This is a genomic window from Cysteiniphilum marinum, from assembly GCF_014857925.1.
In the GTDB taxonomy this organism is placed as follows: domain Bacteria; phylum Pseudomonadota; class Gammaproteobacteria; order Francisellales; family Francisellaceae; genus Caedibacter; species Caedibacter marinus.
The window spans coordinates 181,238-200,176 of record NZ_JACYVZ010000001.1; the positions used below are offsets into that span (position 1 = coordinate 181,238).

Below are 18,939 nucleotides of genomic sequence, written 5' to 3' on the forward strand. Positions count from 1 at the left end.
GGAGAAATGGTGGAAAATTTACTAGATAAGAAATGCCAGGTTTGTGAGTATGGTGACTTTACACCATTTACAAAAGTTGAAGCACAAAGCTACTTACAGAAATTGCCATTGTGGCAGTTAAGTGTATGTGGCAAGAAAATAACACGCATATTTGAATTTAAAGGCTTTTATAAAACCATGGCGTTTGTCAATGCCGTGGCATGGGTTGCCAATAGTGAAGGGCATCACCCAGATCTAGAGGTAAGCTTCAATCGTTGTGTGGTGCATTTTACAACACATGCCGTTGATGGCTTGACGGAAAATGATTTTATTTGTGCCGCTAAAGTTGATGCTCTGCTAAATTAATTGCAGTTGTGCATTATATAAAAACTATGATTGTACAAACACCCCGTCAGCCTTCGGCTGCCACCCCTCTTAAAAAGAGGGGAATTAGGCAACGATGATTTTATATTCCCCTCTTTGCAAGAGGGGGCCGAGCTTGCGAGGTGGGGTGTTGAGATAGAAAAAGTGCATAACTCCAGTAATTAGTAAATATACAAGGGCGTATGCAATACGCCCCTACGATTGGAAAGGGATAAAGAGAAATATAAGGAGTAAAAATGAATTTAACGGATTTTCAAAATAGTGTGGTTGATCGTTTACAGCATTTTTCGCAACAAGAGCCGGAGATCACCTTTCAGTGGAAAGACAAGCGATCTACTGCGCGTGGCTTTTTAGTGATTAACTCATTGCGTGGCAATGCTGCAGGTGGCGGCACACGTGTGCATGAGCATATTACTTTAGAAGAAGTCACCACATTAGCTAAAATTATGGAGATTAAATTTGCGCTATCAGGACCTGCAATTGGCGGGGCTAAAACAGGTATTCGTATCGACCCAGATCATCCTGATAAATATGCGATTCTTGAGCGTTGGTATGAAGCTATTCGCCCCTTATTAACGGAGTATTATGGCACAGGTAGTGATTTAAATACTGATATTCATAAGATCAACCATTTATTGCGTGGTTTGGGGATCGACAACTCACAACAAGGGATTATTCATGCCTTTTGTCAGGGGGATCACTTTAGAACGCAAGCAGCTTACCATAATATGCATTTGTTAAATGCCAGTGTTAAAGTGGGGCAGGCGGATATTAAACTTGCTGAAATGGTCACAGGTTTCGGTGTGGCGCAAACGGCTGTTGCTTATTATCATGCGCGCAATGAAAGTATGCAAAATAAACGTATTTATATTCAAGGTGCGGGCAATGTGGGTGCAGCCGCGGCCTTTTACTTGCATCAGGCAGGTGCTGTAATTGTCGCAATGACTGACCGAGATGCAGGCGTCATCCGTGATAAAGGGTTAAGTGAGTATGAAATCAATCAAGTTGTTAAAAGCCGTAGAGTACTTAATGTATTAACTGATAATCTGACGCATCAACAGTTTAACCAACAAATCATATCAGCGAATATTGACGTATTAATCCCTGCAGCGGGGTCTAATATTATTGATAAAAATTTCATTGATCAAATGCAAAAATCTGGGCTTGAGCTTATTGCATGTGGTGCAAACCATCCGTTTGTTGAAAGTGCATATTGTTATGGCCTGTGCTCACAATATGTTGATGGTAAGCTTGCGGTGGTGCCTGATTTCCTTGCCAATATGGGCATGGCGCGAACTTTTTATACGATGATGTCAACACCTGAAGATAAAATATCAGTTGATTATATTTTTGAAGATATAAAAGCCATTATGCATAATGCGATAGATAAAGCATTTACGATGACCGGTGGGCGTTTACTCACCGCAAGTTTATATGATCTTGCGTTAACCAATATTGATTTACCAGATAAAACAGCCAACTTTCTAAAGCAATCAGCTAAGAAAAATCAAGACAATCACACACCTGGCATTGCAATCCTTTAGTTTTCTAATTCATCCCTAAAACCCATAATTAAGCTGATGCTCACAAGCATAGGCATTGGCAAGACGCTTGATGAGTAACAGGTTTCTAAAGGTGGTTTCAACAAGGCTCATATCGAGCTTTTTATCAATACACCATTGTTTAAAGACCTCACCATCATTCAGTTCAAGGTTTAAACGAATGATATTAAGTGAACGCATAAAGCCAAGATCGGTTAATGCGATGCCTGTATGCTTTAATTGACATAGCGCAAACTCACAGATGTTGATTGACCATTGCGTAAGCTTGCTAAGCTCTTGTGCTTCATGAGAAACATTTAAACTGGAATCTTTAAGATGATCTTTATTCTGCATTTTCTGCATTTTTTGCAAAATAAATAAAAGAGCAGCAAATTCATCACTGCAAAAGGTGTCTTGTTTTAGTTTGTTAAGTGGAATGGTCGATGGCGTTGTAAACGATGTAATCTCTTGTGCTTTTGCCTTATTGATCATGTCAGCTAATTGCGTAATACACTGATAGGCATCGTTATATTTTGCATTAACATAATACGTTTTAAGCAGATTAAAGGCATCAGCGGTTAACGTGCTTTGCAGAGCCTGCCAAGTGCGACGTTTATAAAAGATATTATGTGCACTATTAAAAAGCTCATGAGCAGCTTGTTGTGTGCATAGCTTGTTGTCTATAAGTGTATCGCAGGTTGCGCGAATATTAATGCTGGGAATCGTTTGTATCATCTCATCACCCAAACGATAGTAGTTTATTGCGACTTCACTATCATCATCGGTGATATTATTTTTATAACATTCATAGGCAAAGCCAAAGCCAATCATGCCAAACACATCAAGCTCAGCAGCACGCAAAGCACCCATTGATGAGGCACCAATAACGGTAATCCCTTTTTCAAGTGCACAAAGGATTTCTTTATGCCAAATCGAATTTGTGAAATCAAAATTGCCATCAATAAGAATGATAATATTACTCTCTGGAATGACGCGCAATATATCGCCTGTTTTTGCCGAAGTGTGCAGACGTGCATGAGGAAGGTGTGTTTTAATCTCAGCATGCGTGATGCTTGTCTCGGCAAAAATATCGATCTGAAGTTTGGTTAGATCAAGCATTATCAAACACCTCCTGTTTGACCAAAATAGATTTTAAAAAGGTGAGTTTATCACTGTGGTAAACATGAATAAGCGCGTCTTGTTGGGCTTTATAAAGCGCATCCTTAAGTAGCGCTAGTGCCTCAGTTATGCTGTCGGTTTTGTGCTCAGAAATTTCACTGAAGCTCATTTCATAAGCCTCTGGATTAAGTCTAAGATTTGATTTTTCATAAGCATGTTTAAATAAATCATCACGAGATCCGGCAATGGTGGTGACTTTGGATTGGATGGCTTCAGTTAGAGCGCGATTAAGGGCAATTTCTTTGTTAAGATGTGCGCCATAGCCTGAGAAAACCATTTGATTAGCTGTTTGATCTTTGCTTTGGATTAAGCAACCAATAACGGGGATGCCATAAGGGTTCGGATAATACTTTAACTCGACATGATGAAGTAAGGCAATTTTGTCATAAAAAATATGTTCAATATCAAGTTTAAACTGTTGACTCTTTAAAGCAGTACTTTTGCGTTCAATACACTCGAGTAAGCTATGCACTAGAGCCTCATCATAATTATTCCCTGATGCAATGCCTGTGGTGTCCGTGGCTTGGATCACAACATCGGGGTGACCTGAGTCAATGGATATAAATTGAAAGGGAACATAATAGCTTTGATTGGTTAGAAAGCTTTTACTTTGGCACCAGTTATGCTCTTTATTGTCTTGGTAAACAATATTGCTAGAGAGTTGGTTGGGTGAGATAAAGTGATTGTTTTGCTCAAATCGCTTGTCATATAACTTAGCCTTAACTTCTTCAGCAAAGTATAGCTCCAGTGCTTCCATATAAGCGCTGACTTTTGCAGCGTCATGTGAAAATGACTTGCCTTGACTGGTTGATAACGATTTGCCTAAGGGGCGAATGGAGGTGTATACAGGGATTTTGCTATCGTCAAGATCCGTTAAATTAGCCAGACGGGTAATCTTAGCTTGTGGTAAATAAGCTTTAATGACCTCAAGGGTCTCGTTAGGTGTTTTAATGCGTAGAGCGCTATCTAAAGTCGACATATTATGCGTGTCTTTCACTATGTTAAGAAATGATCATTATACATGAGTTATAAACAACCTTTATACCTAAACTGGCAAAAGCTTAAAGTTAGTTTCCCTATAAGTGGTGTTAGGCTTTGGGAATTTGAAAATGATTGGAGTTCAACGCTGATCCTTGCCGAATATTCCATTGCTTGCTAACTGGGGGAGGGGCAGTTTCGCGGCGGATTGATTGGGGGTCAATCCTCATTCGCTGAACTCATATCTCGAGTATAACGATCATTAATGCCTAAACAAGTGAAAAGTTGTAGAAAGACCCCGAATTTCAGTAAAAAAATTGAATATGATCATAACTTAATCTTTTTCGTATTGATAGTTGATCGAGTTATAATCTGCATTATGCTGCATTGCAAAATAAAACTACAAACGACTATCAGCATTCCTATGTTGATAGTCATTCGCGAACACTGCCCCCAGTGCTATTGCCCCCACGCTAATTTTTTAAAATCTAGCAAGCAAGTTTCTTGGTTAAGAAACAAGGATAGATGGATGGTAGCATGTAATTCCATTTATGGCAATAAAGTTATCTGATAAATTCCATTTAATTTTAATTCAATCGGCTGCTTAGTGTTCTTATGCTTTAGTTACTCGTATTATTTGCCAGTGGTTGAGTGATAAGCCAATTATTCAATGCTTTAGATAAATCTGCAGCAAGCTCGTTAGTGGCATTAGCAAAGCGCTTAGCATCTGCTCTAGCTGATTTATTTAAAGTAAATGTCTTAATGGCAACAGCTTGTCCGCTATTGGCATTCGTTAATGTAAAGCTTACAGATAGAATGACATTGCTTTCATTGCCGTTGATAACCTGAGTGAGTTGGTTTAGGTTACCTGTTAATCGATAATCAGCATAACCGATAAAGTTACTTGAAACGATATTCTTAAAGCTATGATAGCCTTGTAGGCTTTGCAGTAGGTTTTTGCTAAGCATCTGCTCAGGATTCGCTGCCCACAAGTTATGTGTGTAACTTGCTAATTCATAATTGTTTTCACGATAATACATTTGGGTTGAATTATATGGCTGATCTGCTGTTAAAGGCGCGATAAACAGCGTTAAATCAAATCGTTTTGCAGTTTTTTGAATTGCTGAGCTATTGTCGGTGGTATGACGTGTCATTTGTAAATTGGGTGCAATAATTTGGTATTGTTTAACTTCAGGACTTTTTACTGGAGATAAAATACCACAACTTGTGATGATGCTAACACTTGCTGCAATGCTTAATATTTTAAGAAGTTGAGTAGGTCTATACATTATTGTTCTCCTGGACCAGGCTTCCTTGGCAGTTCACCACGCACAAGGATTGATGGATTTTGATTTATTTTCTTTAATAGGTCAGATAGCTGGACTGATGTTTCATTCATATTGTTAAGCGTTTGCGCAAGCTGAGGTAATAAAATATTATTAACTCCTTGTAGAGTTTGATTGTTAAAGCTAGTAATTGCTTTACTGACATCTTCAGAGGCGCGGGCAACTGCTTTTGAACCATGGTTAATGTTGTGAGCAATCTGATCAAGCTCGGTAGAGCTTTTGGCTGCATTTTTTAATATGATGTTTAATGACTCAATACTTTGATGAATATTTTGGCTACTAGTGGCAAGCGAGTTAGAAATATCTTCAACATTGCTAACGATATGATTAATTTTTTGAACATTGTTATCACTGATGATTTTAGCGACACGTGTTGAGATTAAAGTAACTTGCTCAGCAACCGTGCTCATTTGGTTAACAATATTTGTTAAAAACGAAGGTTTGGTTTTAACCACTGGAAACGGTGGCGCATCTTTAGGTTTAATGATGTATTGGTTGGAAGCATTTGATATAGACAAAGTAATAAAAACTTGACCAGTAATCCCTTGTGGCACCAAGCTTGCATAGGTTGTATTGTAAATGGGGATTCCTTGTTGAATTTGCATAACGACAATCACAATGCTGGGGTTTTGCTTGTCGATATTAATGCTTTCAACCTTGCCGACATTAACACCATTATAGTTGATTGCGGCATTGACATTTAATCCAGTCACGGATTCATTAAAGCGTGCGATGTAAGTATCATATTTGATATCTTTTAAGCCAAAAGCAAGCCAAAATCCAATAAAGATCATTACAATGGTGGTAATGATAATAAACAAACCTGCAACAAAGTAACGATTGTTTTTCATGGTTACGATCCTAGTATTGTTTTTTCTTCTTTAGTGGTTTTAGCGCCATTAAAGAAATTATTAAGGTTTTCATATTGTGTCATTTTAGCAGCATTCTCAACGCTATCATGAATAAGGATACGTTTTTGATCAATATAGACGACTTCATCAACAATGCGCCAGATACTTTCTAAATCATGGGTAATCATAATAATAGATAGATCCAAATCTTGTTTTAACTTTAAAATCAATTGATCTAGTTCATAAGTAGAGTGTGGGTCAAGTCCTGCTGAAGGCTCATCGAGAAATATAATCTCAGGATCAAGTGCTAAAGTGCGTGCAAGTGCTACGCGTTTTAGCATTCCGCCACTTAATTGTGAGGGGTATTTAGCATAAGCATCTTCGGATAAACCAACCATTTTAAGCTTTAAGCGTGCCAGATCAATGACAATATCACGGCTAAAGTTAGTGTATTCCTGCAAAGGAAACATGACGTTTTCAAGTGCGGTTAGGGCGCTAAAGAGCGCACCACCTTGAAACATCATGCCCATATGACTTGCGAACTGGCGACGTTTTATCTCATCATCACACAGGTCAGAAATTTTTTGCCCTAATAAGAATATTTCACCTTCAGTCACCGGTTGCAGCATCAATATTTCACGGATCAATGTCGTTTTACCTGAGCCACTGCCTCCAATAATTGAGGTAATACGATGAGGGTGAATTTTAAGATCTAAATTTTTGTGCACCCAAACATCATCAAAGCAAGTGCCTAAGCTTTTTATTTCAATAATGGGCTGCTCTTTCTTTTCTTGCATTTCTTGCATCACCTATACTCCTATCGCACTAAATAAAATGGAGAAGAGTGCATCGGTTACAATAATCAAAAAGATCGCATAAACCACACTTTTAGTAGTCTCTTGGCCGATGCTTAATGAATTATTTTTGACAACAGTGCCGCGATAACAGCCAACTGTGGCAATGATAATCGCAAAAAACGGTGCTTTGATTAGTCCTGTCAGATAGTTATTAAATGAAACTGCTGTAGAAAAGCGCTGCAAAAAGTCATAAAAGCTAATACCAAGTGATACTTTAGCCATAATCATGCCGCCAATACAACTGATAATATCCGCAATAACGATGAGTAAGGGGAGGGAAATCATCATGCCAATAATCCGAGGCAATATCAGGCGCTTAATCGGACTAATACCAAAGGTTTTTAGTGCATCAATTTCTTGTTGAACTTTCATTGAACCAAGCTCTGCGGTATATGAGGAAGCAGATCTGCCGGCGACAATAATGGCTGTAATTAAAGGTGCAAACTCACGCAATAGTGAAATACCCAGAAGATCGACGACAAAAATATTGGCACCATAAATTTTAAGCTGTGAGCCGATTTGATAACACAGTACAATTCCGATCAAAAAGCACAGTAATGACACAATGGGAATGGCTTTGACGCCTGTTTGGATAACGATATCTAATAATAGGCGCCATTGGGTAGCAAAAGGTGTGCGAATTACCTGTAAATAGCTCATTACGGTGGCACCAATAAAAGCGATGAGATTTTTACTGTCTTTAATATAGCTTGTTGTTTGTTCACCGATTTGATAAACCTTTTCATAGGTGTTTAAAGGTTGTAAACGACTGTCATAGTTAGTGTAGTTCTTATGAACTAGATCAATTAAACTTCTTTGCGTATGAGTGACCCTAATGGCAGCTTTTAAAAAAAGTTGTTGAATTTTATAGATAAAGTAAGCACCAGAGATATCTAGCTTTTCAATTTGTTGTGCATCAATGTACATAATCTGCTCTTTAAGATTTTTAATTTTTGCCAAGATATTTTGATCAAGTGATTGCCAGTGCCATTGTCCGGTTAATATCAGTGTTTCAGCACTTACATAGAACTTTGCTTCGTCTTTGCTCATCTGAGTAGTTTTTGACTTACTTTCTTTTTTCATCCTTGGCGCCAACATAACGAACAACTGTTCCAAAGTATAGAGGGTTATCGCTAATATTGGAAAGATTAAAAGGAATTAAGAGGATTAATATCAAAGTGATTAATCAATGCGTTATTAAGCATAATAAGTGGCAAACCAATGAGACTGTTGAAATCATCACCTTCAAGGCGTTCAAATAAACTGATGCCCAAGCCCTCAACTTTAAAGCTTCCAGCACAGTTTAAAACATCTTCTTGTGCTAAATAATTAAGAATTTCCTGATCACTGAGGTCTCTAAAATGAACGTTAAACTGTACATGATCAATAAACTCATGATAGCTTTCTGTGTCCACAAGATAAAGGCTAGTTATAAACTTAACACATTGTCCGGAAAAAGATTGAAGTTGGCTAAAGGCACGATCTTTTGTATGTGCTTTGGTGATGATCTCATCATTGAATATCCCAACCTGATCGCTGGCAATAATGATCGTGTTATTTGGTTTAATCCTTTCTATAATCGCTTGTGCTTTGGCTTGAGCTAAGCGTTTAACAAGCGCTTGCGGTGACTCGCCTTGCAGTCTCGACTCATCAATATCAGGAGCGTAGGATTCAATATTGGGTAAAAGTGGTTTGATTAATTTTAAGCGATAAGGTGAAGAGGAGGCGAGAATCAATCTTTTAGACATAAAATTTAGTATTAGTTTTTGATTAATCGCTACATATAGCGCAAAATAGCAGCGTTTAAAATAAAAATCGACCCCAAAGACCAAAAAAACTAAAAAGACCAAGAAGATCAAAAATATGTTATTGAAAGAAGCTGACAGTTTAAACAATGAAGTTGGTGTATATGCAGCACCTAAGGTACTTTATTCAAGGCGTGAGGAGTTTTTAAATACCCTGACGCATTTTATCGGTGCATTATTTAGTATTGTGGCACTTATCGTCATGATTGTTAAAGCCGTAACAACGGGGCATAGCATTAATGTGGTTGCCGTCACAATATTTGGGGTGAGCTTGATCTCAATGTATGGTGCTTCAAGTATTTACCATGGCGTATCTAAGCCAAAACTTAAAAAAATATTGCGCAAAGTGGATCATTTAAACATTTATTTCTTAATTGCCGGCACCTATACACCGATTGCATTGATTGCGTTATCAGGTGTATATGGTTGGATTATTTTTGCGCTTTTATGGGGTACGGCAATTGCCGGATTTGTCTATAAAGTACTGTTTTTTGGGGACGGTTGGTTATCAACAGCACTTTACGTCATTATGGGCTGGACAGCGATTGGTTTTATTGTACAAATCGTTGAGGCATTGCCTGGTGGGTGCTTGATGTGGATTATCTTAGGTGGTGTACTTTATACCAGTGGTGTAGTTTTTTATATGCTGGATGAGAAAATTGAGTTTTGTCATTTTCTATGGCATTTATTCGTACTAGCTGGCAGTATTGCGCATTTCTTTGCAATCTATCTTTATATTGCAGGGATGAAATAAACGTAGACGAATGCTCAATTATATAATTTGTTAATAATGAGAATGAGAAAAAGTTATCAATGATAAAAATGATAAATGGAATGAGATCACACAAGATGAAGCAAGATGTTAGTGCAATGATACTGGCAGCAGGACGTGGACGCAGAATGGGTGATATGACTAATCATACACCAAAGCCACTGATTAAAGTCAATGGCAAGTCACTGATTGAATGGCAAATAGAGCGACTTGTTAATGCAGGGATAACCAATATTGTGATTAATGTTGCCTATTTAGCCGAGTTAATTGTCGATGAAGTTGGTTTTGGCGAGCCTTGGGGGATAACTATTTGCTATCTATATGAGCCTTTAGATGCCTATGATACCGGTGGCGGCATTGTGCGAGCTTTACCATGGCTTAGCGACCCCTTTATTGTGGTTAATGCCGATGTAATGACCGATTATGATTTCTCACATATTCTTCACTATAGCCAAACCATGAAATCATTAGCACATTTAATCCTAGTGCCTAACCCTAAACATAATCTAAAGGGTGATTTTTGTTTGGATGGTCAAAGCAATATTATTGATAAAACTGATAAAATAGGGCAAAGCTATACCTATACAGGCATTAGTGTATGTCGGCAGTCATTGTTTGCCAATGTTTATGTTGGAGAAAAGGTTTCTCTACCAAACATTTGGCAGTCTTTCATTGAACAAAAAACAATAAGTGGCGAAGTATTTCATGCCAATTGGTGTGATGTTGGCACGCCTGAGCGTTGGCAGGAGGTCAGTAATGGCTACTAAACCGGTTATTAATAGTAAAAAAGAGTTATTTGCATCACGCTTATTCAAAGTTGAAGCACTTGATTTAACGTTTAGTAATGGTAATACACGTACTTATGAACGTATTGCACCAAAAAGTGATGGACATACTGCTGTACTCATTGTGCCGATGCTTGATGATGATACCATTTTGCTTATTAAAGAGTATTCATCGGGTGTTGAGGATTACACTTTAGGTTTTCCAAAAGGTGCGATTGATCAAGGGGAGGATCTCTATCAAGCAGCAGATAGAGAGTTGATGGAAGAAGCAGGGTTTACTGCAAAGCATTATACGTATCTTAAAGATGTTTATTTGTCGCCTAATTATATGAAGCAGCATATCTCATTAGTCGTCGCTGAAGACCTTTCAGTCAAAACGGCTCAAGGCGATGAACCAGAAGATTTAGAAGTTGTGCCATGGAAATTATCAGATATTGATGAACTCATCACGCATCCGCAGTTTATCGAATGTCGCAGCTTTGCCGCGTTGTTATTTGTCTGGAAAAAGTGGCTAGAAAAATAGTTGCTAATAACAATGAAGCAATAAGTTACCTAATGCTTACCTTGCCGCTCGTGGGAGAGGTCATGTAGCGTAAGCTGCGTGGGTGATTGAAGTTTAACTACTTGTGATAGAGTTCATACATCTCTTTGGCGTGTTGTAGTGTCTTGTTGGTAATATCAACACCACCAATGATGCGTGCTGTTTCATTGATACGCTCTTCTTTATTAAGCTCTAGCACCTCTGAAATCGTATCATGTTCAAGATGCTTTTTGCTGATATGTAATTGTTGATCACCTTGAATAGAAACTTGCGCTTGATGAGTAATACAAAGTATTTGCGCGTTTTTAGCGACTTGCTTAAGGAGCTTACCCACAATCTCAGCCGTGCCGCCACTAATGCCGACATCAACCTCATCAAAGATAATGGTTGGCGGGGCGATTTTTTTCGATGAAACAACATGTATCGCAAGTCCAATTCGACTTAGCTCACCGCCTGAGGCAACCTTATCAATGGGGGCGGGTTGTTGTCCTGGGTTAAAGTTAATTAAAAAGTCGCAGTGATCAATGCCATTGGCATGCTTTGTTTGATCTTGAGTAATACGTGCGTAAAACTCACCCTTTGGAATATTTAGTTGACGAATATATTGTTCAATTTCACTGGCGAATACTTTGCTTGCCGCTTGACGTTTATTGCTTAACGTCTTGGCTTTGCTTAGATACGTTTCTTCTAAAAGTGATTTGTCTTTAGTTAGTTGCAGAAGTTTTTGCTCATTTTGCGCATGGGCATTAATCTTTTGCTCAAGCTCAGTAATATGCAGATAAAGCTGTTTGGGGTCAACCTTGTGTTTACGCGCTAGCTGATAAATCTCATTAAGTCTCTGATCAATCTGTTGTAATTTTTCAGGGTTAATCTCTACGTGATCTAAAAGCTGTCTTGCTTCATGTTCAGCTTCTTTTAAGTAGACTGTAGACTCTGTTAGTAGGTTGTAAATGTTTTTAAATGCGGGGTTGTCGCTATATGCACTTAATTGATGTATTAGGTTATCGAGTGTGCCTAATAGGCTTTGCTCATTATCATTGATGCATTCAACAATTTGGGCGATGGTCTGAATTTGCGCCTCGGCATTAGCAAGTGACTTGTGTTCTTGATCTAGATCATTTAGTTCATCTGCGCCAAGGTTTAATTGAACCAGCTCATCATATTGATATTGCATTAATGCTAAAGCTGTTTTATCTTTTTCAATACGTTCTTGCTCTTCGCTAATGAGTGAATTGACCTCAGATAACTTTTTAAAAATTGTGCTAATTTCATCTACGTCTGCACTTAAACCAGCATAAGTATCAAGACGCATTAATTGATTGGTAGGATCTAATAAACTGTGATGAGCGTTCTGACCATAGATGCTAATTAACTGCTCACTTAATTGTTTAAGCTGTGTCAAGGTCACTAAACTACCGTTGATAAATGCGCGTGTTTTGCCATCTTTTTGAATCACGCGACGTAATAAGCATTCATTGTCGTCGGTTAGCTCGAAGCTTTTTAATAACGTTTTGGCATTAGGAATCTTACTGATATCAAAAATAGCAGAGATTTCACACGGCTGATCATTAGTTAATGCTGACTTATCAACACGTGCACCAAGAGCGATATTAAGGGCATCTAATAAAATAGACTTTCCGGCACCTGTTTCGCCTGTGATTGTGGTCATACCCGATTTGAAATGGATTTCAGAGTTTTTGATAATGGCAAAGTTTTTGATTCCAAGAAAGTTAAGCATTGTTTAATGGTCTTAAGACAAAGTATAGTGAAAATGTAGCATATCTAGCTGTAAAAAGCTTTTAAAATAACATTGTCTTAAGCGTCTTTTTTTGTCATGATGCGTCTTAAGTTTTAAGCGCTTAAAGTATTCAAAATAACTCATATGAGCAAGTTAATCGATATTCCAGTAAAAGTTGAAAGTGGTAAAAAATACCAAACGGATCAGGGGTTTTCAGCAGTCAAAGATGGTATTAAAGATAAGAAAATTAATGAGATCCGCATTCAAAAGCCTGATTGGCTAAAGGTAGCAAAGCAAGACTCAACAAAGACATATTTACAGGTGAAGTCACTAACTAAAAAGCATAAACTATCTACGGTGTGCGAAGAGGCCAAATGTCCTAACATCAATGAGTGTTGGTCACATGGTACAGCAACAATTATGTTGATGGGAAGTGTCTGCACGAGAGCATGTAAGTTCTGCTCGGTAGATACGGGGAATCCGAAAGGTTGGCTAGATGTTAATGAACCCAAGAATGCCGCTGAAAGTGTGAAGTTGATGGGGCTTCAATATGTGGTGTTAACCTCGGTGGATCGCGATGATCTATCAGATGGGGGGGCGGCGCATTACGCACAAACCATCAATGAAATAAAAGCACTTATTCCTGAGATTAAAGTCGAAGCCTTAACACCAGATTTTCAAGGAGATACAAAGGCAATCGATAAACTTATCGCGACAGAGGTGGATGTCTTTGCTCAAAATGTTGAAACGATTGAGCGCTTAACAACTAAGGTACGTGATCCGCGTGCTGGCTATTGGCAAACGATTAACGTGCTTGAATATGTCAAATCACAAAAGCCTCAGGTTTTAACCAAAACAAGTTTAATGTTAGGCTTGGGGGAGACGCATGACGAAGTGCTCAAAACAATGGATGATTTGCGTGCTGCCAAGGTTGATGTTTTGACTCTAGGGCAATATATGCAGCCAACAAAACATCATTTAGCGATTGATCGTTTTGTTACACCCAAAGAGTTTGACGATTATCGTCAAATTGGGTTGGAAAAAGGCTTTCTTGAAGTTGCATCAGGGCCTATGGTGCGTTCAAGTTATCGCGCTGATCGTGTCTTTAAACGTAATAATTTAGGGCTATGACCATATTCCCCCATTTTGATTGCGTACGTTGGCTGAGCGTAAGTCGAAGCCTCTGTAAAGTGTAATCTTCCTAAGTTTACCCTTCGACGCCTCTGTAAAGTGTAATCTTCCTAAGTTTACCCTTCGACTTATGCTCAGGGTACGGTGAGCACTTGTAGGTGAATATTTAGTCTTAGCCTAATTTGGATTTGTAATTTTAGCATTGCTCTACTAGACTAAGTCATGTGAACTAAGTTTGGTAGGAGTGATTATGCAAACAGTTAATATTCATGAAGCTAAAACCCATTTATCAAGACTTGTAGATAAGGCGTCATCTGGTGAGTCATTTATTATTGCTAAATCGGGAAAGCCGATGGTTAAAGTTATTCCACTTGATGCGCCTAATGAGACACAGCAACAACGTATTGGTTTTTTGAAAGGACAAATAAATGTTCCAGATAACTTCGATCAGATTGCTGCAGATGAGATTCAGAAATTGTTTAATGATCCGTTATGAAGTATATTCTCGATACGCATATCTTATTATGGGCGGCAAGCGGCTCTAAAAAACTATCTCTAGCGGCTAAGAAGATTATTAATAACACAAATAATCAACTGTTTTTTAGTGTGGCAAGTATCTGGGAGGTTGCTATAAAGCAGGGTCTGGCGCGTGATGATTTCCAAGTTGATGCTCGTTTGTTAAGACGTGCATTAATAGACAATGGTTATAGTGAGCTACCTATTTTGAGTGAACATGTCGTTGAAGTGAATACGCTGCCAATGATTCATAAAGATCCATTTGATCGTATTCTAATTGCTCAATCAATGGTAGAAGGAATTATACTAATGACTGCCGATGAGTCCGTTTGTCAGTACAACCGAGCAATGATCAAGAAAGTATAAGGTGAAAAGAGTTTTAGAATATCATGTAAGAAGCCTATAAAACCTGTTAATGCTGTTATATAATGCGCAGCAGTTTTGCAAATAGTAAAAAAGCAAAAAAGATATTTATAAGGAGGAAAAATGGCATTATCAGTAGTGATCTTGGCCGCAGGTCAAGGCTCTCGCATGTGTTCTAAAAAATCCAAAGTGTTACAAACATTAGCGGGAAAAACCTTAATACGACATGTTGTTGAAACAGTGGAATCACTGCAAGCAGATAATATTATTGTGGTACAAGGACATCTTGGTCAGCAGGTGCAATCCTCTTTGGAAGATAAAACAATCACATGGATTGAGCAAACTGACCGCTTAGGTACAGGACATGCTGTTTTACAAGCGTTACCTTATATTGATAAAGAAGATAAAGTCTTGATCCTTTATGGTGATGTGCCTTTAGTGTCTTTTGATACCTTGAATCATTTAATTGAGGTAACACGTGCCGATGACTTAGGTATTTTGACCGCCGAGCTTGATAATCCCCAAGGACTTGGACGGATTTTACGTAATCGCTTCGGTGAAATTGAATCTATTGTTGAAGAGAAAGATGCCTCAGATATTCAACGCCAGATTAAAGAAATTAATACGGGTATTTATTGTGTTAGTGGTAATCACCTACATCAGTGGTTGCCTGCCATTGAAAATAACAATAAACAGAAAGAGTATTATCTAACCGATATTGTTGCCTTTGCTTGTCGCGATAAAGTTAATATTCGTGCTGCACATCCAGCGCATAACTTCGAGATTTTAGGCGTTAATACCCGTGCGCAATTGGCAGATCTTGAAAGAATGTGGCAAAAAGCAGTGGCTGAGCGTGTGATGGCAAAAGGTGTTTCTTTAGCCGATCCTAGCCGCTTTGATGTGAGAGGCTCCGTTGAGATTGGGGCGGATACATGGGTGGATATTAATGTATTGATCAAAGGTAATGTTGTTATTGGTGAAGACTGTGTGATCGGTGCTAATTGTATCTTAAAAGACTGTGTGATCGGTGATAACGTTAAAATAAAACCCAACACTATTGTCGATGGTGCTGATATTAAAAGCAATGCTGTTGTTGGACCTTTTGCGCGTATTCGTCCTGGAAGTATATTGGATGAGGGTGCGCATATTGGTAATTTTGTTGAGATTAAAAAATCAACGATTGGCAAGGGCAGTAAAGCCAATCATTTAACATATATTGGTGATAGCACGGTAGGTTCTAACTGCAATATTGGTGCGGGTGTGATTACTTGCAATTATGATGGAGCTAACAAACATCAAACGATGATTGGTAACGATGTATTTGTTGGCTCTGATTGTCAGTTGATTGCCCCTGTGAGTATTGGCGATGGTGCCAATATTGCTGCAGGTTCAACGATTACCAAAGATGTGCCAGAAGGGAAACTTACGATTAATAGAACGAATAAGCAGACAGTTGTCCCTGGTTGGCAGCGCCCTGTTAAAAAGTAGCAAATATGACGTAGGGGCATATTGTATATGCCCAAGAAAATCAAGAGAGTAGGGTTGTATTGCATACACCCAACAAACAAAGAACTGTAGGGGTGTATTGCATACGCCCAAGAAAGTTAAGAAAGTAGGGGCATATTGCATACGCCCAATAAACAAAAAGCGAGAAAATTATGTGTGGTATTGTTGGTGCGGTTTCTGAGCGCAATGTATTGGCGATTTTACTTGAGGGGCTAAAGCGCCTTGAATATCGTGGGTATGATTCAGCGGGTGTGGCGTTGTTAGATGATAAAGGCAAAATTGAGCGTTTGCGTGCTTTAGGTAAGGTGCAGATGCTTGCAGAGGAAGTAGCTAAAGACAGTGGCTTTAAAGGATCTACTGGTATTGCGCATACTCGCTGGGCAACGCATGGTGAGCCATCAGAGCAAAACGCGCATCCCCATGTCAGCCAGTCAGGAAAAATTGCGATTGTGCATAATGGTATTATTGAGAACTATATGTCACTCAAAGAGCAACTCATTGCAGAGGGTGTTTCATTTCAATCACAAACAGATACTGAAGTGATCGCGCATTTGCTGGAACACGATTGGAATACTAAACATGACTTTGTTAGTAATGTGCAAGCAGTCATTAAAAAGCTTAAAGGTGCGTATGGTCTGGCGGTTATGCATGAAGATCATCCGCACAATATCGTTGTTGTGCGTTCAGGATCCCCCATTGTGATAGGTTTTGGCATTGGTGAGCATTTTATTTCTTCTGATACCTTGTCATTATTGCCTGTTACCAATCGTTTTGCTTATCTTGATGAGGGTGATATGGCACTTGTCACACGTGACAAAGTAGAAGCGTACGATCAAGCAGGGATTAAAAAAGTCTTAGATATTAAAGAGCTGGATCAAGCCCAAGACGCTGCTGCTAAAGGTAAGTATAAGCACTATATGCAAAAAGAAATCTTTGAGCAGCCGCAAGTGATTGCCGATACATTTGCTAATTGTATTAGTGTTGATAATGAGGTTATTATTGAGAAGTTTGGTTTGGAAGCCAAATCACTTTTTGCTGATGTTGAGCATGTTAAAATCGTAGCTTGTGGCACGAGCTTCCACGCCGGATTAGTTGCTAAATACTGGATAGAGGAATATGCACAACTTCCTGTTGATGTTGAGATTGCCAGCGAGTTTCGTTATCGCCAGAGTGTCGTGCCCAAAAATAGCTTATTTATCACCGTGTCGCAATCAGGGGAAACTGCAGATACCTTAGCGGCATTGCGTCAAGCTAAAGTACTTGGGTTTATGAAAACATTAAGTATCTGTAATATGCCTAATAGTTCAATGGTACGTGAAGCTGATTTGGTGTTTATGACGCAAGCGGGTCTTGAGATGGGGGTGGCTTCAACCAAAGCATTTACCACACAGTTAGTTGGTTTCCTGCTGCTTGCAGTTGCCTTGGGTAAGTCACGAAAAGTATTAAGCTTGGAGCTTGAAAGAAATATATTGTCATCACTCAAAAAAGCACCTGAAATTGCCAAAAATGTCTTGGCTTTAGATGCTGAGATTGAGCAGCTTTCTTATGACTTTGTCGAGAAACATCATACATTGTTTTTAGGTCGTGGTGTGCAATACCCAGTGGCATTAGAAGGCGCACTTAAACTCAAGGAGATCTCTTATATTCATGCTGAAGCTTATCCTGCAGGTGAGCTTAAGCATGGTCCGTTAGCTTTGGTTGATAAAGATATGCCAATTGTCGCGGTTGCCCCTAATGACACGTTGCTTGAGAAACTTGAGAGTAATTTGCAAGAAGTTCAAGCACGTGGTGGCAAGCTCTATGTGTTTGTTGATCATGCGATTAGTCAATCACTACATATTGACTCTAAGCACACCTTTATTATTGAGAGTGTGCCAGAGGTTATCTCGCCGATTATTTTCACCATTCCATTGCAGCTTTTTTCTTATCACGTGGCAGTGCAAAAAGGCACGGATGTTGATCAGCCGCGCAATTTAGCAAAATCGGTAACGGTTGAGTAATGAATATTCTGGCAATTGATACCTCAAGTGCTTATTGTTCGATAGCGCTTTTCACAGAAGATAAACAGTGCTTTAGCATCACACGTCATATTCCGCGTAAGCATAATGAGCAACTTTTACCAATGATTGATGAGCTGGTCATGCAATCAGGGATACACAAAAGAGAGATTAATTTACTTGCCTATGGCGTGGGACCTGGCAGTTTTGTTGGTGTACGTTTAGCTGCAGCGGCTATTCAGGCAATGGCATTAACACTAGATTGCCCAGTGATTGGTTTCTCATCAATGCAAGCAATTGCAATGAGTGCTTATCATCGCTATAAGGCAGAGCATATAACTGTCATGCTTGATGCGCGAATGTCAGATGTTTATTTTGGACAATATATCTGGGATAAGGATTCGCAGATTATGAAAATCACTCAAGAAAAATGCCTTAAAGTTGCCGCATTTAATGATGAGGTTGAAAATCAAAATTTAGGATTTGTTATTGGTGATGTGATTAATGATGTGGATATTGAGCTTAATGCCATTGATTACTGTCCAGATGTTAGTTTGTTGCAAGAAGTAATTCTATACAATTATCAACAGTCTAAAGTCGATTACCAATCTCAAATTATTGTTCAGCCCATATATTTGCAGGGCACTTCTCAATGGAAAAAGCTGTAACC

The 18,939-nt window shown here is 38.8% G+C and carries 19 protein-coding genes; 11 read left to right on the top strand and 8 right to left on the bottom strand.

Annotation, left to right across the window (positions count from 1 at the left end):
- Positions 1-6: 6 nt before the first annotated feature.
- Both IE867_RS00790 and IE867_RS00795 read left to right on the top strand, forming a co-directional pair.
- Positions 7-345, top strand: a complete 339-nt coding sequence (locus IE867_RS00790) for a 4a-hydroxytetrahydrobiopterin dehydratase (protein ID WP_225629903.1) — start codon at positions 7-9, stop codon at positions 343-345.
- 254 nt (positions 346-599) lie between these two features.
- Entirely contained in the window at positions 600-1,907 is a 1,308-nt protein-coding gene (locus tag IE867_RS00795; protein WP_192482870.1) for a Glu/Leu/Phe/Val dehydrogenase dimerization domain-containing protein, read from the top strand.
- A 15-nt stretch (positions 1,908-1,922) separates the two neighbouring features.
- Here IE867_RS00795 and IE867_RS00800 read toward each other — a convergent pair whose 3' ends face one another.
- From IE867_RS00800 to IE867_RS00830, 7 genes are all read right to left on the bottom strand, one after another.
- A complete protein-coding gene (locus tag IE867_RS00800) occupies positions 1,923-3,023 on the bottom strand; it encodes a TfuA-like protein (RefSeq protein WP_192482871.1) in 1,101 nt (366 codons plus the stop codon).
- Positions 3,016-4,080 (bottom strand): YcaO-like family protein, encoded by a 1,065-nt coding sequence (locus IE867_RS00805; RefSeq protein WP_192482872.1) that lies wholly within the window; start codon positions 4,078-4,080, stop codon positions 3,016-3,018. Before IE867_RS00805 ends, IE867_RS00800 begins: the two co-directional genes overlap by 8 nt.
- 601 nt (positions 4,081-4,681) lie before the next feature.
- The gene (locus IE867_RS00810; RefSeq protein WP_192482873.1) at positions 4,682-5,350 is read right to left on the bottom strand and encodes an ABC-type transport auxiliary lipoprotein family protein; all 669 of its coding nucleotides are present in this window, start codon (positions 5,348-5,350) and stop codon (positions 4,682-4,684) included.
- The gene (locus IE867_RS00815; RefSeq protein WP_192482874.1) at positions 5,350-6,258 is read right to left on the bottom strand and encodes an MlaD family protein; all 909 of its coding nucleotides are present in this window, start codon (positions 6,256-6,258) and stop codon (positions 5,350-5,352) included. The genes IE867_RS00810 and IE867_RS00815 overlap by 1 nt, the downstream gene beginning before the upstream one ends.
- Positions 6,259-6,260: 2 nt before the next feature.
- On the bottom strand, positions 6,261-7,064 hold the full coding sequence (locus IE867_RS00820; RefSeq protein ID WP_225629904.1) for an ABC transporter ATP-binding protein: 804 nt from the start codon (positions 7,062-7,064) through the stop codon (positions 6,261-6,263).
- A 3-nt stretch (positions 7,065-7,067) separates the two neighbouring features.
- The gene (locus tag IE867_RS00825; protein ID WP_192482875.1) at positions 7,068-8,198 is read right to left on the bottom strand and encodes an MlaE family ABC transporter permease; all 1,131 of its coding nucleotides are present in this window, start codon (positions 8,196-8,198) and stop codon (positions 7,068-7,070) included.
- Positions 8,199-8,263: 65 nt separating this feature from the next.
- A complete protein-coding gene (locus IE867_RS00830) occupies positions 8,264-8,863 on the bottom strand; it encodes a Maf family protein (protein ID WP_192482876.1) in 600 nt (199 codons plus the stop codon).
- A gap of 115 nt (positions 8,864-8,978) precedes the next feature.
- On the opposite strand from IE867_RS00830, the gene trhA reads away from it, so the two are divergent.
- The 3 genes from trhA (at position 8,979) to nudE (ending at position 11,000) form a co-directional block, all read left to right on the top strand.
- On the top strand, positions 8,979-9,674 hold the full coding sequence (gene trhA / locus IE867_RS00835; protein WP_192482877.1) for a PAQR family membrane homeostasis protein TrhA: 696 nt from the start codon (positions 8,979-8,981) through the stop codon (positions 9,672-9,674).
- Between the two features lie 80 nt (positions 9,675-9,754).
- Entirely contained in the window at positions 9,755-10,459 is a 705-nt protein-coding gene (locus tag IE867_RS00840; RefSeq protein WP_192482878.1) for a nucleotidyltransferase family protein, read from the top strand.
- Entirely contained in the window at positions 10,449-11,000 is a 552-nt protein-coding gene (nudE, locus tag IE867_RS00845; protein WP_192482879.1) for an ADP compounds hydrolase NudE, read from the top strand. The genes IE867_RS00840 and nudE overlap by 11 nt, the downstream gene beginning before the upstream one ends.
- Before the next feature lie 97 nt (positions 11,001-11,097).
- On the opposite strand, the gene recN is transcribed toward nudE, so the two are convergent.
- Positions 11,098-12,756: a DNA repair protein RecN gene (gene recN / locus IE867_RS00850; protein ID WP_192482880.1), complete on the bottom strand. Its 1,659-nt coding sequence runs from the start codon at positions 12,754-12,756 to the stop codon at positions 11,098-11,100.
- Between the two features lie 144 nt (positions 12,757-12,900).
- Here recN and lipA point away from each other — a divergent pair, with 144 nt between their 5' ends.
- The 6 genes from lipA to tsaB all read left to right on the top strand — a co-directional run bounded on the left by lipA (position 12,901) and on the right by tsaB (position 18,937).
- Positions 12,901-13,887: a lipoyl synthase gene (gene lipA / locus IE867_RS00855; RefSeq protein ID WP_192482881.1), complete on the top strand. Its 987-nt coding sequence runs from the start codon at positions 12,901-12,903 to the stop codon at positions 13,885-13,887.
- A 250-nt stretch (positions 13,888-14,137) separates the two neighbouring features.
- A complete protein-coding gene (locus tag IE867_RS00860; protein WP_192482882.1) occupies positions 14,138-14,383 on the top strand; it encodes a type II toxin-antitoxin system Phd/YefM family antitoxin in 246 nt (81 codons plus the stop codon).
- Positions 14,380-14,769: a type II toxin-antitoxin system VapC family toxin gene (locus tag IE867_RS00865; RefSeq protein ID WP_192482883.1), complete on the top strand. Its 390-nt coding sequence runs from the start codon at positions 14,380-14,382 to the stop codon at positions 14,767-14,769. Before IE867_RS00860 ends, IE867_RS00865 begins: the two co-directional genes overlap by 4 nt.
- Before the next feature lie 120 nt (positions 14,770-14,889).
- Positions 14,890-16,254: a bifunctional UDP-N-acetylglucosamine diphosphorylase/glucosamine-1-phosphate N-acetyltransferase GlmU gene (gene glmU / locus IE867_RS00870; RefSeq protein WP_192482884.1), complete on the top strand. Its 1,365-nt coding sequence runs from the start codon at positions 14,890-14,892 to the stop codon at positions 16,252-16,254.
- Positions 16,255-16,424: 170 nt separating this feature from the next.
- Complete coding sequence (gene glmS / locus IE867_RS00875; RefSeq protein ID WP_192482885.1) at positions 16,425-18,272, top strand: glutamine--fructose-6-phosphate transaminase (isomerizing); 1,848 nt, start codon at positions 16,425-16,427, stop codon at positions 18,270-18,272.
- Positions 18,272-18,937, top strand: a complete 666-nt coding sequence (gene tsaB, locus IE867_RS00880) for a tRNA (adenosine(37)-N6)-threonylcarbamoyltransferase complex dimerization subunit type 1 TsaB (RefSeq protein ID WP_192482886.1) — start codon at positions 18,272-18,274, stop codon at positions 18,935-18,937. Before glmS ends, tsaB begins: the two co-directional genes overlap by 1 nt.
- Positions 18,938-18,939: the final 2 nt, after the last annotated feature.